The following is a 13,679-nucleotide window of genomic DNA, read 5'->3' as shown; positions in this document are numbered from 1 at the left end:
GCCCCGCCGGCCCGTGCGCCCCGGGTCAGCCGCCCGGCCGCCAGGTCGCCGCCGCCCGCCCCAGCCGGTCGTTGATCGCCCGGCCCACGCCGACGTCCGGCACCCGCTCCGCGACGATCTCCGCCACCCCGGCCGCGTCGAGCCGGTGCAGCGCGTCGAAGAGCCGGGCCGCGGCCACCGTCAGGTCACCCCCGGGGGACAGCACCTCGACCGCCGCCCAGTCGCCGCCCACCGGGCGTTCCCGGAAGGCCAACAGCCCCCTTCGGATGCCGTCGCCGGCCGCCGGCTCCGCACCGCCCACTACCCGCAACGGGGTACGCGGAGCGTAGTGCGCGGCCAGCGTCCCGGGTGCCACCGGCTGACCGGAACTGCCCGGGCGTACGGTCACCGGGCCGACCGCCTCCTCCAGGGCCTCCACCGCAAGCGCGCCGAGCCGCAGCACCACCGGCTGCCCGCCCCGGGCGTCCACGATGGTCGACTCGATGCCGCACCGGGTCGGCCCGCCATCGAGCACCACGTCGACCGCACCGCCCAGCCCGGCCACCACGTGCTCGGCGCGGGTCGGGCTGAGCTGGCCGAAGCGGTTGGCGCTCGGCGCGGCCACCGGCACACCGGCCGCCGCGATCAGCGCCCGCGCGGACGCCTCGTCCGGCACCCGCACCGCCATCGTCTCCAGCCCGGAGGTGACGATCGGTGGGATGGCGGCGGGACGGTCCACGATCAGCGTCAACGGCCCGGGCCAGAACCGCTCGGCCAGCGCGGCCACCGCCCCCGGCACCGGCCCCACCAGCGCGGTCAGGTCGGCCGCGTCGGCCAGATGGGTGATCAGCGGGTCGAAGCTCGGCCGCTGCTTGGCCTCGAAGATCCGGGCCGCCGCGCGGGCGTCGAGGGCGTTCGCGCCCAGCCCGTAGACGGTTTCGGTGGGAAACGCCACCAGCCCCCCGGCCCGCAGGACCGAGGCCGCCTCGGCAATGCCGCTCCCGGCGGGCAGGACGCGCGGAGATCCGGTGCTCACCCCACGACGCTAGCCTGCCCGCACCGGGGGCACGGCCGGTGGGCCTTTCCGTTTCCGTCCGTGAGCAGGCGAGTACTGGGGCCGAAGTCACCTTCGGCCCCAGTACTGATCCCATGGACGAACTCAGCTGCTATCCGTGGCTCAGGTTAGCCGCGCGTCTCGCCGTTCCGGCGTCGGATAAGAACAATCAGCATGCTTCCGAGCAGGAGCAGGCTGCCGCCGAGCGCGGCCGGCACGACGATTGACGAACTGCCGAGCGAGTCACCGGTGACCGGCAGCTTCGTCCGGGTCGGGGTCGGGGTCGGAGTCGCGGTCGGCGTCCGCGTCGGGGTCGGAGTCACGGTCGGAGTTGGCGTCGCGGTCGGGGTTGGCGTCGCGGTCGGGGTTGGCGTCGCGGTCGGCGTCGGCGTCGGCTGCTCCTCGAAGCCGCACACGAACCAGTAGCTGATGTCGAATGGTTCGCCGGTGTTCGGGTTGGTCGGCGAAGTCAAGCCCTCGACCTCGATCGGACCGACGAACGGCCCATCGTACACGTTGGTGTCTGGGCCGCCCTTGACCACGATGCCGGTAGCGGTGAAGCCCTCGTTGAGCGTGACGTCCAGCGTCTGCATGCCGGTAACGGTCCCGGTGCCTGCCTCAGAACTCGCCGAGCCCGAGGTCTCCGGGCTGCCCAGAATGATCTCGCCTGCCAGGCCGGCGCTCTCGCAGGTCATGACGTTACCTGGGACCAATCGGGGCGGTGGTGCCGGAATCACCATTCGGCCATTGAGGGAGATCTGATGTGTGTTGAGTTGGGCCGATGCCAGTGTGGCGACCGGCAGCACGACCATGGAAGCCAGGAGTGCCCCTCCGGCGAAACGGACTAGGGTATGCAGCCGCACAGAAACCACCTTGATCTGTAGGAAGTACGTAGTGCAATAGCCGACATCATGAATCGGCCCAAACTACTAAGTACCACCACAGAAGCTTTCAGACATTCCAAACGTCGCATTCGGCCCGAACGGATGGCCCTACGCTCCGCAACCGCGCTTGGTGACGGCGCTTCCGGGCCGACGAGGCCGTCCATCGACGGCCACTAGCCTGGGCGTTGACCCCACCGCGCCGCCTCGGACGCTGGAAGCCTGGTTGAGAGAGCGGCTGCACGAAGTGAAAGCGCATGAGGGTACTCGGCGCTCAACGCTGACGCGCTACCGATGGGCAGCCACGAAGCACCTGGTGCTCGGGGGCCAGTCTGGAGTGGCTGCACCTGCACGACCTGCGGCACGCGTTCGCCACGTTCCTCCTCGTTCAGGGCGAGGAGCTGCGGACGGTCATGGAACTGCTCGGGCACTCCACGATTCGGATGACGGCCGACACCTACGGGCACCGTCCTGCTGGCGCGGGCTCGTCCGGCCGCCTCGGCCATCGGTCGCGTGCTCGGCGAGGAAGGTACGGCGTAAGAAGCTTGGCTGTACGGATGGCTGCACTCGGGGTCGAGATCAACCAAGGATAGTGCTGGTGGAGCCCAGGGGACTCGAACCCCTAACCCCTGCCTTGCAAAGGCAGTGCTCTGCCAGTTGAGCTAGGGCCCCGAGGACGGGCGGAACCGCCCGGGGCTGGCCGTCGGGGAGACGGTCAGCGCAGGTCGGGAGCGGTGGTCGCCTCGTGCCACAGTGCGCGCTCGTCGTTCGAAGCCTTGACCTTTCGAACGACGAGGGCAGCCACACCGACGACGCCGGCCAGAATCAGAAGCTTCTTGAACATGGGGCGACCCCTTGCGCTCGACAACCGTCGGAACGATGTGCGGTGGGGCTAGCTGGAATCGAACCAGCGACCTCAGAGTTATCAGCTCTGCGCTCTAACCGACTGAGCTATAGCCCCGCGTAGCGACGGCCAAGGTTAACGCATCCGCCCGCCGCGCCCCAAATCGGGGCCCGCCGAGCGTCGCCCGCCCCGCCGTACCCCCGAAACTACCCGGACGCACGACGCCGGGGCGACCGCTTTACGCGGCACGGCCCCGGCGTCGGACGCGGTCAGTTCCGCTCGGACGCGGTCAGTCCCGCTCGGCGAGCGTCAGCTCGATCCCGCCGACCAGGTCGGCGCAGACGTTGTAGACGAACGCGCCGAGGGTGGCCAGCGCGGTGAACAGAACGACGTTGACCAGGCCGATCAGGGCGGAACTCAGGATCACACCCTTGGCGGTGATCTGGAAGCCGCTGTTGCTCTGCCCGCCGGCGGCCACCAGGTCGGTCAGGCTGTCGTTGACACTCTGGAACACGCCCATCGCGTCCAACGCCAGGTAGAGCACCGACGTGGCCACGACCACCACGATGAAGAGCACCACGGAGACGGCGAACGCGAACTTCATCACGGACCACGGGTCGATCCGCTTGAGGTTCAGCCGGGCCCGACGGGGCCCGCGCGACGCGGCCGAGCCGACCGAGGTACGCGCGGCGCGTACCGCGTCGCCCACGCGGGCGGCCCCGACTGCCGCCGCTCCGGCCACCCCGGGCGGCAATCCGCCGCCGCTGACGGGACGGCCGGTGCCGGCCGGCCGGGCGCCGTCCGGTTGCGGCTTCGCCGTGGTGCCACCCCCGATGCGTGGCAGGGTGCCGGTGACGGCGCTGCCCGCCGCCGACTGCCCGCCGCCGGTCCTGATCGGCTGGGTGGTCGCCGGACGGGCCGCGCTGCCCGCCGACACGGCCGGAGCCGCCGCGGAGGTGGGCGCGTCGATGCCGGATGTCTCGGTCTTGTCGCTCGCACCGGAGTCGTCGCCGGGGGAGTCCGGCGGCGGCGCCATACCGGGCGCCCGGGTGAACTTCGGGGCAGGCGCGTCGGCGGGGACGGTTGCCCGGCCCACGGCCGCGCGGCCGGTCGCTGGTGCGCCGCTCTTCGCGGCGGCCTCCTCGTCGACCGGGTTGGCCGAGGTCCCCTTGTTCCCCGACTTCGCCTGTGTCTCCGTCATCAACTAGTCCTGTTCGTCAGGCTCGTCGGCATTGCGAGCAATCGCCACGATAGTCACGCCGTCTGGGAGGTCCATCAGCTTGACCCCCATTGTGTTCCGGTCACGCGTACGGCGTACAGGCTTCACCGGAGTTCGGATGACGCCACCGTTGCTGGTGATCGCGAACAGCTCGTCGTCCGGGTGGATCACCACCGCGCCGACCAGACCACCGCGTCGCTCGGTGATCTTCGCAGTCAGCACGCCCTTACCTCCCCGGCCCTGCACCGGGTATTCCTCGATCGGGGTGCGTTTCGCGTATCCCCCGTTCGTGGCCACCAGGACGTCCAGCCCCTCGCGGACCACCTCCATGGCCAGCAGGACGTCCTCGTCGCTGAACCGCATGCCGATCACACCCGACGTGGCCCGACCCATCGGCCGCAGCGCCTCGTCCGTGGCGTTGAAGCGGATCGCCTGCGCGTTCTTCGAAACCAGCAGCAGATCGTCGGACGGCGCGACGAGGGCAGCACCCACCAGCTCGTCCTCATCGCGCAGGTTGATCGCGATGACTCCGCCGGAACGGTTGGAGTCGAACTCCTCGAGCCGCGTCTTCTTCACCAGGCCGTTCTTCGTGGCCAGTACCAGATAGGGGGCCACCTGGTAGTTCGGGATTTCGATGATCTGCGCGATCTGCTCATCCGCTTGGAACGCGAGCAGATTGGCCACGTGCTGGCCCTTGGCTACCCTACTGGCTTCCGGAAGCTCGTACGCCTTGGCCCGGTACACCCGGCCCTTGTTCGTGAAGAACAGCATCCAGTCGTGCGTCGAGCACACGAAGAAGTGGCTGACGATGTCGTCCTGCCGCAGCGTGGCCCCGCTGACGCCCTTACCGCCACGCCGCTGCGAGCGGTACAGGTCGACCTTCGTCCGCTTCGCGTACCCCGTGCGGGTGATCGTGACCACCACGTCCTCGCGGGCGATCAGGTCCTCCATCGAGACCTCGCCGTCGAACGGCACGATCTTCGTACGCCGCTCGTCGCCCCACTTCGCGACGATCTCGCCCAGCTCCTCCGAAACGATCCGCCGCTGCCGCTCCGGCTTGGCCAGGATGTCCTTGAGATCGGCGATCTCCACCTCCAGCTTGGCCAGGTCGTCGAGGATCCGCTGCCGCTCCAGGGCCGCGAGCCGGCGCAGCTGCATGTCCAGGATCGCGGTCGCCTGGATCTCGTCGATCTCCAGCAGCCGGATCAGGCCCTGCCGGGCGTCCTCCACCGTCGGCGAGCGCCGGATCAGGGCGATCACCTCGTCCAGGGCGTCCAGCGCCTTCGACAGACCGCGCAGGATGTGCGCCCGCTCCTCGGCCTTGCGCAGCCGGAACGCCGTCCGCCGCCGGATCACCTCGATCTGGTGCTCGACGTAGTAGCGGATGAACTGGGCCAGGTTCAGCGTCCGCGGCACGCCGTCGACCAGCGCCAGCATGTTCGCGCCGAACGTCTCCTGCAGCTGGGTGTGCTTGTAGAGGTTGTTCAGCACCACCTTGGCGACCGCGTCGCGCTTGAGCACGAGCACGATCCGCATGCCCGTACGCCCGGAGGACTCGTCCCGGATGTCGGCGATACCACCGAGCTTGCCCTCCTTGATCAGCTCCGCGATCCGCTCGGCCAGGTTGTCCGGGTTCACCTGGTACGGCAGCTCGCTGACCACCAGGCAGGGCCGGCCCCGCTTGTCCTCCTCGACCTCCACCACGGCCCGCATCCGGATCGACCCACGGCCCGTCCGGTAGGCGTCCTGGATCGCCTGGGTGCCCACGATCAGGCCGTGGGTCGGGAAGTCCGGGCCCTTGACGATCTCGATGAGCGCGTCGAGGGTGGTCGCCTCGTCGACGTCCGGGTTCTCCAGGCACCACTGCACCGCCGCGCCGATCTCACGCAGGTTGTGCGGCGGGATCTTGGTGGCCATGCCGACCGCGATGCCCTCGGAGCCGTTGATCAGCAGGTTCGGGATCCGCGACGGCAGGATGGTGGGCTCCTTGGCCCGGCCGTCGTAGTTGTCCTGCAGGTCGACGGTGTCCTCGTCGATGTCCCGCAGCATCTCCATCGCCAGCGGGTCGAGCTTGCACTCCGTGTAACGCATCGCCGCGGCTGGATCGTTACCGGGCGAACCGAAGTTGCCGTTGCCGTCGACCAGCGGGTACCGCAGCGACCAGGGCTGCGCCATCCGGACCAGGGCGTCGTAGATCGCCGAGTCGCCGTGCGGGTGGAACTGGCCCATCACGTCACCGACGACCCGGGAGCACTTCACGTAGCCTCGGTCCGGCCGGTAGCCGGAGTCGAACATGGCATAGAGGATCTTGCGGTGGACCGGCTTGAGCCCGTCCCGGACGTCCGGCAGTGCCCGCCCGACGATGACGCTCATGGCGTAGTCGAGGTAGGAGCGCTGCATCTCCACCTCGAGCCCGACCGGCTCGATCCGATCGTGCGCCACGACTGCGGCGGCGGGGGTCTCGGGGACCTCGGGCTCGCTCGGGGTGGACTCGGGGGTATCGGTCACTGTTAACCCTTATCAGAATCAGAGTCGGTTTCGTTCTGTGGATAACCGCTGTGGAAACCGGCCGTGCTGTGGATAACTCTGTGGATCGACGGGCCGCCGGTGGACGGCCGGACGGGCCCGCCGGCTCCGTCAGATGTCCAGGAAGCGGACGTCCTTGGCGTTGCGCTGGATGAACGAGCGGCGCGCCTCGACGTCCTCACCCATCAGCACACTGAACAACTCGTCCGCGACCGCCGCGTCGTCGAGCGTGACCTGACGCAGGGTGCGGGTCGCCGGGTTCATCGTGGTCTCCCAGAGCTCGGGATAGTTCATCTCGCCGAGGCCCTTGAAGCGCTGGATGTCGTCCGGCTTGGCGTTGGGCTTCTTCTGCTGGCGCAGCGCGATCAGCCCGTCGCGTTCCCGGTCGGAGTACGCGTACTGCGCGTCGTCGCCCTTCTTGTTCCACTTGATCTTGTAGAGCGGTGGGGCGGCCAGGTAGACGTGCCCCAGCTCGACCAACGGACGCATGAAGCGGAACAGCAGGGTGAGCAGCAGCGTCTGGATGTGCTGGCCGTCGACGTCGGCGTCGGCCATCAGCACCACCTTGTGGTACCGCAGCTTCTCCATGTCGAAGTCGTCGTGGATGCCGGTGCCCAGCGCGGTGATCAGCGCCTGGACCTCGTTGTTCTTCAGCACCCGGTCGATCCGGGCCTTCTCCACGTTGAGGATCTTGCCGCGGATCGGCAGGATCGCCTGGGTACGCGGGTCACGGCCCTGCTTGGCCGAGCCGCCGGCCGAGTCGCCCTCGACGATGAACACCTCGGACTCGCGCGGGTCGGTCGACTGGCAGTCGGCCAGCTTGCCCGGCATCGAGCCGGACTCCAGCAGCGACTTACGGCGGGCCAGCTTGCGCGCCTGCTGGGCGGCGATCCGGGCCCGGGCGGCCTGGGACGCCTTGGTGATGATGATCTTCGCCTCGGCCGGGTTCCGGTCGAACCAGTCGACCAGCCACTCGTTGCAGACCCGCTGCACGAAGCTCTTCACCGGGGTGTTGCCGAGCTTGGTCTTGGTCTGGCCCTCGAACTGCGGGTTCGCCAGCTTGACCGAGATGATCGCGGCAAGGCCCTCGCGGATGTCCTCTCCGGAGAGCTTCTCGTCGCCCTTGAGCAGCTTCTTGTCGGCGCCGTAGCGGTTGACCACGCTGGTCAGCGCCGCGCGGAAGCCCTCCTCGTGGGTGCCGCCCTCGTGCGTGTTGATCGTGTTCGCGAAGGTGTAGACCGACTCGCCGTACGACTCGTTCCACTGCATGGCGATCTCGACCGACATGCCCTCCTCCTCGGCGCCGAACTCGACCACCGTCTTGTGGATCGGGTTCTTCGAGGCGTTGAGGTGCCGGACGAAGTCGGCGATGCCGCCCTTGTAGCAGAAGGTGACCTCGCGGGGCTTGCCCTCCTCACCCTCCGAGACCCGCTCGTCGAGCAGGTGGATGGTGAGGCCCCGGTTGAGGAAGGCCATCTCCTGGAGGCGGCGGTAGATGGTCTGGAAGTCGAAGTTGACGGTCTCGAAGACGTCGGCGTCGGGCCAGAAGGTGACAGCCGAGCCGGTGCGGTCGGTGGCCTCGCCCTTCTCCAGCGGCGACGGCTTGGAGTTGGCGTACTGCTGCCGCCAGACGAAGCCGGACTTGTGGATTTCCACCGCCATCCTGGTGGAGAGGGCATTGACGACGGACACGCCGACGCCGTGCAGACCGCCGGAGACGGCGTACGCCTTGCCGTCGAACTTGCCGCCGGCGTGCAGCACCGTGAGTGCCACCTCGACGCCGGGCTTCTTCAACTTGGGGTGCAGGTCGACAGGGAAGCCACGCCCGTTGTCGGTGACCCGGACCCCGCCGTCGGCCAGCAGCACCACGTCGATGGTGTCGCAGTGGCCGGCCAGCGCCTCGTCCACCGCGTTGTCGACGACCTCCCACACCAGGTGGTGCAGACCTCGCTCGCCGGTCGACCCGATGTACATGCCCGGCCGCTTGCGGACCGCCTCCAGCCCTTCGAGGACCGTGATCGACTCGGCGCCGTACTCCTGCTTGTCCTGCGCTGCCACCCTCGGCCACTTTCTCGCGCCGCCAGCGCCGCAAGCGGCGAGTCAGGCGCGGGTTCGGCGGACAGGACGCGACGTCGGCGCGCGGACCGGCACCGGGCGTGAACCGGGGCACGGGCCGAAGCGCCGGTCGCCGCGGATGCCCGCGGATCGCGATCGGCTCGACCCGACGTGGGACAATGATCTCGGGCCTGTGGGGGCCCGCGCCCGTCGCACCATTGTCGGGTCTTCGTCTCGCCCTCAATCTTACTGTGCGCGGACGACAGAACCGCCACTCGGCACCCCTTCGCGGCGGCTGAGAACTCCGTAGCCGGCCGAACCGCGCCACCTACGACTCCCCCTACAGGCGAGGCCCGGATCGGGTGGCGACGCCGCCGCCGGGACGCGAGGGGTGGGGGTCGCGGCGGGACGGGGGGTGGGCGTAGGTTTGCGGCGCCCAGCGTGGCTGGTCTTGATCTTTTCCGGTCGGAACCGGACGATCGACCCGAACGCTTCGACACGTGCTCTCAAGGGGTGACGCCAGATGGGGCTGGACAACGTCGCGGTGCACTGGCCGCGGACCGGCCGCTTCTACGACCCGGTCGCACCGGCCGAGTTCGTCGATTTCGGCGAGATCGTCGAGCTGCCGCGGATCTCCGCGCCGACGGCGGCCCTCGCGGAACACATCGCCAAGACCGGCACGGTCCGGGCGACCGCCTACACGGAACTGGTCGACCTGCTGCTCGGGCTGGAGAATGTGCTCTACGCCACGGAGGCCGCCGCCGAGGACGAGGACCCGGTGATCGACCCCGACGGCTGCGCGTGGATCGCCGGTGGGATCGAACGCTTCGTGGCCGGGCATCGCCCGCACGGGGAGAACGTCACCTTCGACTCGGTCAGCGCCGTGCTGCGCGGGCTGCTCGCCGACGGCCGCCTCGCTGAGCAGCAGCTACGCTGGCTCGACACCCGCCTGGACGCGCTGCGCGACGAGAACGGCGACCCGCCGCAGTGGGACTTCACCTGCGCCGAACTGGGCGTGCTGGCAGCCTTCTACCGCCGCTGCGCCGACCGGGGCTTCGCCGTCTACGCCGACGCCTGACCGGGGCCAAGCTGTGCGCGGCCAGCCCCCGGGCGGCGCGGCCCGGGTCAGCCGTAGGTGTCGCGGGGGCCTCGGCCCCGGACCCGGCGCGGCCCCCGGGACCAGGACGGCGCGGCCGGACCGTGGATGTGCAACTTGCGCACCACGTTGTGGCCCACCTCGCTGGCGATCTGCCGGAGCAGGGAGGCGGCGAGCAGTCGCAGCTGCGTCGCCCACGCGGTGGACCGGGCTTCGACGGTCAGCTCGCCGTTCTCCAGCTTCACCGGGCGGCTGTTCTGCGCGACCTCGGGGCCGACCACCCGCTCCCACGCGCCGAAGACGTCGTCTTCGGCCGCCGGCTGCTCCCAGGCCGCGCGCCTTCATCAGCCGGCCCAGCACGACGCCCAGCGGCTGCGGGTCGCGGGGGTCCGGCCCGGGGCCGGAGTAGCCGCGCAGCCGCCGGCCGCCCTCGCCGTCGCCCGAGACGACGCTGCGCCGGCGGGTCTTGGTCGCCGCCGCGCGCCGGGCCTTCGCGGCGTCCAGTACCGCCCGGGCCAGCTCCGGCCCGGCTGACCCGGTGGGCGGGTCACCGCCCCCCTCGGCGGCCGGGCCGTCCGCCCGCCCGGCCCCGTCGGCCGCCCGCCCGGCGTCGCGTCCTCCGCCGCTGCGTGCGCCGTCGCCAGGCAGGGCCGCAGGGCCGCCGGATCCCTCGGCGGGGGTACGGGGCCCGAGCCGGGCCGGCGGCAGCTCCCGCTCATCCGGCACGGCGCACCGCCCCCTCGCCCACCTGGTACCGGACGCCACGCAGGGCGGCCGGCACGTCGTCGTCCACGGCACAGGTCACCAGCAGCTGGCTCGCCCCGCCGACCAGCCCCGCCAGCCGCTCCCGGCGGCCCACGTCGAGCTCGGCGAAGACGTCGTCGAGCACCAGGACCGGCTCGATACCGTCGGAGCGGAGCAGATCGTACCCGGCCAGCCGCAGGGCCAGGGCAAACGACCAGGACTCGCCGTGGCTGGCGTACCCCTTGGCGGGCAGCGGGCCGAGGGTGAGGGCCAGGTCGTCGCGGTGCGGGCCGACCAGAGTGGTGCCGCGCTCCACCTCGGCGGACCGGGACTCCGCCAGTGCCGCGAGCAGCGCCTCGGCCAGCGCCGCCCGGTCCGCTACCGGGTCGGTCAGCTCCACCGACGGTCGGTACGCGATCCCCGCCGCGCCCCTGCCGGCGGCGACCGCGTCGTACGCCTTGGTGACGTGCGGGCCGAGCGCGGCGACCAGCTCCAGCCTGCCGGCGAGCAGTTCGGCCCCGTGCCGGGCCAGGTGGGTGTCCCAGACGGCGAGGGTCGACAGGTCCCCGCCGCGCGTCCCGCCGGTCTTGCGGGCCAGATACGAGGTGCGCAGCAGGGCGTTGCGCTGTTTGATCACCCGCTCGTAGTCGGCGCGCACCCCGGCGTACCGGGGTTGCCGGCTGACCAGCAGGTCGTCGAGGTAGCGGCGGCGTTCCGCCGGATCGCCACGGACGAGCTCCAGGTCCTCCGGGGCGAAGAGCACCAGCCGCAGCGCGCCGAGGACGTCGCGGGCCCGCCGGGCCGGTGAGCGCCCCAGCCGGGCCCGGTTGGCCTTGCCCGGGACGATCTCCAGCTCGACCAGCAGTTCCCGGCCGTCGTGCACCACCGCGCAGCGGATCACGGCGGACGTGGCGCCCAGCCGCACCAGCGGGGCGTCCGTGGCGACCCGGTGCGAGTCCAGGGTCGCCACGTAGCCGAGCGCTTCGACGAGGTTGGTCTTGCCGGTGCCGTTGGCGCCGATCAGGATGTTGGGGCCGGGCTCAAGGTCGACGCCGACCCGCTCGTAGGAGCGGAAGTCGACCAGTTCGAGCCGGCGGACGTACACGGGCTGCGAACGCCGCTCAGCGCTTGTGAACGGCGTGGCCACCGAACTGCTGGCGCAGCGCGGCGACGGCCTTCATCGCGGGCGAGTCGTCCTGCCGGGAGGTGAACCGGGCGAACAGCGAGGCCGCGATGACGTTCAGCGGCACGGCCAGGCGAATGGCCTCGTCGACGGTCCACCGGCCCTCGCCGGTGTCCTCGGTGTAGCCGCTCAGGTCGGACAAGTCCGGGTCCTCGTCCAGGGCCCGGTCGAGCAGGTCGAGCAGCCAGGACTGGACCACGGTGCCCTCGCGCCAGGACTTGAACACGCCCGGCACGTTGGTGACCATCTCGGACTTGGTCAGCAGCTCGTAGCCCTCGGCGTAGGCGTGCATGAGGCCGTACTCGATGCCGTTGTGCACCATCTTGGCGTAGTGGCCTGCGCCGACCGGGCCGGCGTGCACGAAGCCGAACTCGCCGGCCGGCTTGAGCGCCTCGAAGATAGGCATCAGTCGGTCGACGTGCTCCTGCGCGCCGCCGACCATCAGGCCGTACCCGTTCTCCTTGCCCCAGACGCCGCCGGAGACACCGACGTCGAGGTACCCGATGCCGTGCTCGGCGAGCCGTTCGGCCCGGGGGGCGTCGTCGCTGAACCGCGAGTTTCCGCCGTCGATGAGGATGTCGCCCGCACCCAGCATCTCGGCGAGGGCGTCGATGGTGGTGTCGGTGACGCCGGCCGGAACCATCACCCAGATCGCCCGTGGGGCGTCGAGCTTCTCCGCCAGCTCAGCCATGCTCGCGACGTCACTGCGGTCGGCGTTGCGGTCGTAGCCGATCACCTCGTGGCCGGCGGCGCGCAACCGCTCGCGCATGTTGCCGCCCATCCGGCCGAGTCCTACCAGGCCGAGCTGCATGTGTTCCTACCTCCGCTGCGTCTGGGTCGGGATGCGCGATCAGCGGGAGACGCGAATCGGCATGATGAGGTACCGGTACCCAGGGATTACCTCGCCATCCTCGCCGGCGGGCGAAATCACTGCCGGCTTGAAGGCGTCGACGAACGAGAGCAGCGCGAACTGGGCGCCGAGGTTGGCCAGACCGTCGATGAGGTACTGCGGGTTGAAGCCGATGGTCAGCGGGTCGCCGGTGAAGGTGGCCTCCATCGCCTCGCTGGCCCGCGCCTCCTCGGTGCCGCCGGCCTCCACGACAAGGCCGTCGGAGCTGAAGCTGAGCAGCACGGGGGTGGTGCGCTCGGCGACCAGCGCCACCCGCTTCACGACCTCGATGAGGGTGCTCACCGCCAGGCGGGCCTCCGCGTTGTGGCTGGCGGGGAAGAGCGAGCGCACCGGCGGGTAGTTGGCGCCGTCGAGCAGCCGGCTGGTGGTGCGCCGGGTACCGCCGGAGAAGCCGATCATGCCTTCGCCCGCCGCGCCCTGCGAGAGCGCCATCGTCACCTGACCGCCGAGCGGGCCGAGGGCCTTGGCGGTGTCGTGCAGGGTCCGGGCCGGCACCAGGGCGTTGATGCTCACCTCGGGGTCGTCCGGGTGCCACTCCATCTCGCGCAGGGCGAGACGGTACCGGTCGGTGGCGAGCATGGCCAGGTTGCCGCCGGACAGCTCGATGCGGACGCCGGTCATCATCGGCAGCGTTTCGTCCCGGCCGGCGGCCACGGCGACCTGGGCGACGGCCGAGGCGAACGCGGCGGCGTCGACCGTGCCGGCGCTTTCCGGCATGTCAGGCAGGGCCGGGTAGTCCTCCACCGGCATGGTGGGCAGGGTGAACCGCGCGCTTCCACAGACCAGCTCCAGGTGCGCACCGACTGCGGCGATGTCCACCGGCTTCGCGGGGAGCGCCTTGGTGATCTCGGCGAGCAACCGGCCGGAAACCAGGGCGGCCCCGTCGGCATCACCCTGCACCTCGACCGTCACCTGGCTGGAGACCTCGTAGTCGAAGCCGGAGACCTGCAGGTTGCCGTCGGTCACCCGCAGCATCACCCCGGCGAGCACCGGCACGGACGGCCGGTTGGGCAGGCTCTTTGCGGTCCACGCCACGGCCTCGGCGAGCGCGTCGCGCTCCACTCGGAACTTCATCAATGCCTCCGCGTCGACGTCAGCGACAACTCTCTCATGCCGACCGCTGCCCAAAGTCCCGCCCGACCGTGCGGGTACCCATCGCACCTTAGGGCGCGCGGGCATCGGCTGTGC

General features: G+C 70.6%; 11 protein-coding genes, 2 tRNA genes and 1 pseudogene. 2 read left to right on the top strand and 12 right to left on the bottom strand.

Translation table 11 applies throughout. The features are described 5' to 3' along the window. Window positions 1-25 precede the first annotated feature (25 nt). Window positions 26-991 carry an L-threonylcarbamoyladenylate synthase gene (locus MCAG_RS15010; RefSeq protein WP_007073836.1) on the bottom strand — a complete coding sequence of 322 codons (966 nt, stop codon included), beginning with the start codon at window positions 989-991 and terminating at the stop codon, window positions 26-28. 170 nt (window positions 992-1,161) lie between these two features. Then, complete coding sequence (locus MCAG_RS33705) at window positions 1,162-1,845, bottom strand: hypothetical protein (RefSeq protein ID WP_198141570.1); 684 nt, start codon at window positions 1,843-1,845, stop codon at window positions 1,162-1,164. A gap of 401 nt (window positions 1,846-2,246) precedes the next feature. Here MCAG_RS33705 and MCAG_RS30850 point away from each other — a divergent pair, with 401 nt between their 5' ends. Continuing rightward, entirely contained in the window at window positions 2,247-2,507 is a 261-nt protein-coding gene (locus MCAG_RS30850) for a tyrosine-type recombinase/integrase (RefSeq protein ID WP_369751366.1), read from the top strand. Between the two features lie 3 nt (window positions 2,508-2,510). Here MCAG_RS30850 and MCAG_RS15000 read toward each other — a convergent pair. The 6 genes from MCAG_RS15000 to gyrB form a co-directional block, all read right to left on the bottom strand. Further along, window positions 2,511-2,586: transfer RNA gene (locus MCAG_RS15000), tRNA-Ala, on the bottom strand. A 43-nt stretch (window positions 2,587-2,629) separates the two neighbouring features. Beyond that, on the bottom strand, window positions 2,630-2,758 hold the full coding sequence (locus MCAG_RS34840) for a DLW-39 family protein (protein WP_232290182.1): 129 nt from the start codon (window positions 2,756-2,758) through the stop codon (window positions 2,630-2,632). Between the two features lie 43 nt (window positions 2,759-2,801). Further along, window positions 2,802-2,875, bottom strand: a tRNA-Ile gene (locus tag MCAG_RS14995). Window positions 2,876-3,047: 172 nt separating this feature from the next. Next, on the bottom strand, window positions 3,048-3,959 hold the full coding sequence (locus MCAG_RS14990; RefSeq protein WP_007073833.1) for a DUF3566 domain-containing protein: 912 nt from the start codon (window positions 3,957-3,959) through the stop codon (window positions 3,048-3,050). Window positions 3,960-3,962: 3 nt separating this feature from the next. Beyond that, complete coding sequence (gene gyrA, locus MCAG_RS14985) at window positions 3,963-6,485, bottom strand: DNA gyrase subunit A (protein WP_007073832.1); 2,523 nt, start codon at window positions 6,483-6,485, stop codon at window positions 3,963-3,965. Window positions 6,486-6,614: 129 nt separating this feature from the next. Beyond that, entirely contained in the window at window positions 6,615-8,561 is a 1,947-nt protein-coding gene (gyrB, locus tag MCAG_RS14980; protein WP_007073831.1) for a DNA topoisomerase (ATP-hydrolyzing) subunit B, read from the bottom strand. A 520-nt stretch (window positions 8,562-9,081) separates the two neighbouring features. Between gyrB and MCAG_RS14975 the strand changes: the two genes are divergently transcribed. After that, window positions 9,082-9,636, top strand: a complete 555-nt coding sequence (locus MCAG_RS14975) for a hypothetical protein (RefSeq protein WP_007073830.1) — start codon at window positions 9,082-9,084, stop codon at window positions 9,634-9,636. Between the two features lie 47 nt (window positions 9,637-9,683). On the opposite strand, the pseudogene MCAG_RS14970 reads toward MCAG_RS14975, so the two are convergent. From MCAG_RS14970 to dnaN, 4 genes and pseudogenes are all read right to left on the bottom strand, one after another. Next, a pseudogene (locus MCAG_RS14970) lies at window positions 9,684-10,302 on the bottom strand (DUF721 domain-containing protein). A 67-nt stretch (window positions 10,303-10,369) separates the two neighbouring features. Beyond that, on the bottom strand, window positions 10,370-11,503 hold the full coding sequence (gene recF, locus MCAG_RS14965) for a DNA replication/repair protein RecF (RefSeq protein ID WP_007073828.1): 1,134 nt from the start codon (window positions 11,501-11,503) through the stop codon (window positions 10,370-10,372). A gap of 16 nt (window positions 11,504-11,519) precedes the next feature. Beyond that, window positions 11,520-12,392: a phosphogluconate dehydrogenase (NAD(+)-dependent, decarboxylating) gene (gene gnd / locus MCAG_RS14960; protein WP_007073827.1), complete on the bottom strand. Its 873-nt coding sequence runs from the start codon at window positions 12,390-12,392 to the stop codon at window positions 11,520-11,522. A 39-nt stretch (window positions 12,393-12,431) separates the two neighbouring features. Beyond that, complete coding sequence (dnaN, locus tag MCAG_RS14955; RefSeq protein WP_007073826.1) at window positions 12,432-13,565, bottom strand: DNA polymerase III subunit beta; 1,134 nt, start codon at window positions 13,563-13,565, stop codon at window positions 12,432-12,434. Window positions 13,566-13,679: the final 114 nt, after the last annotated feature.

The organism is Micromonospora sp. ATCC 39149 (assembly GCF_000158815.1).
In the GTDB taxonomy this organism is placed as follows: domain Bacteria; phylum Actinomycetota; class Actinomycetes; order Mycobacteriales; family Micromonosporaceae; genus Micromonospora.
Note: the sequence above shows the minus strand (reverse complement) of the source record. Positions and strands in the feature narration are given on the sequence as shown.

What these genes read in the sequence shown, in the direction of transcription:
- MCAG_RS33705 (WP_198141570.1), bottom strand. Translation starts at nt 1,845, where the DNA reads ATGGTCGTGCTGCCGGTCGCCACACTGGCATCGGCCCAACTCAACACA.
- MCAG_RS34840 (WP_232290182.1), bottom strand. Translation starts at nt 2,758, where the DNA reads ATGTTCAAGAAGCTTCTGATTCTGGCCGGCGTCGTCGGTGTGGCTGCC.
- MCAG_RS14990 (WP_007073833.1), bottom strand. Translation starts at nt 3,959, where the DNA reads ATGACGGAGACACAGGCGAAGTCGGGGAACAAGGGGACCTCGGCCAAC.
- MCAG_RS14975 (WP_007073830.1), top strand. Translation starts at nt 9,082, where the DNA reads ATGGGGCTGGACAACGTCGCGGTGCACTGGCCGCGGACCGGCCGCTTC.
- gnd (WP_007073827.1), bottom strand. Translation starts at nt 12,392, where the DNA reads ATGCAGCTCGGCCTGGTAGGACTCGGCCGGATGGGCGGCAACATGCGC.
- dnaN (WP_007073826.1), bottom strand. Translation starts at nt 13,565, where the DNA reads ATGAAGTTCCGAGTGGAGCGCGACGCGCTCGCCGAGGCCGTGGCGTGG.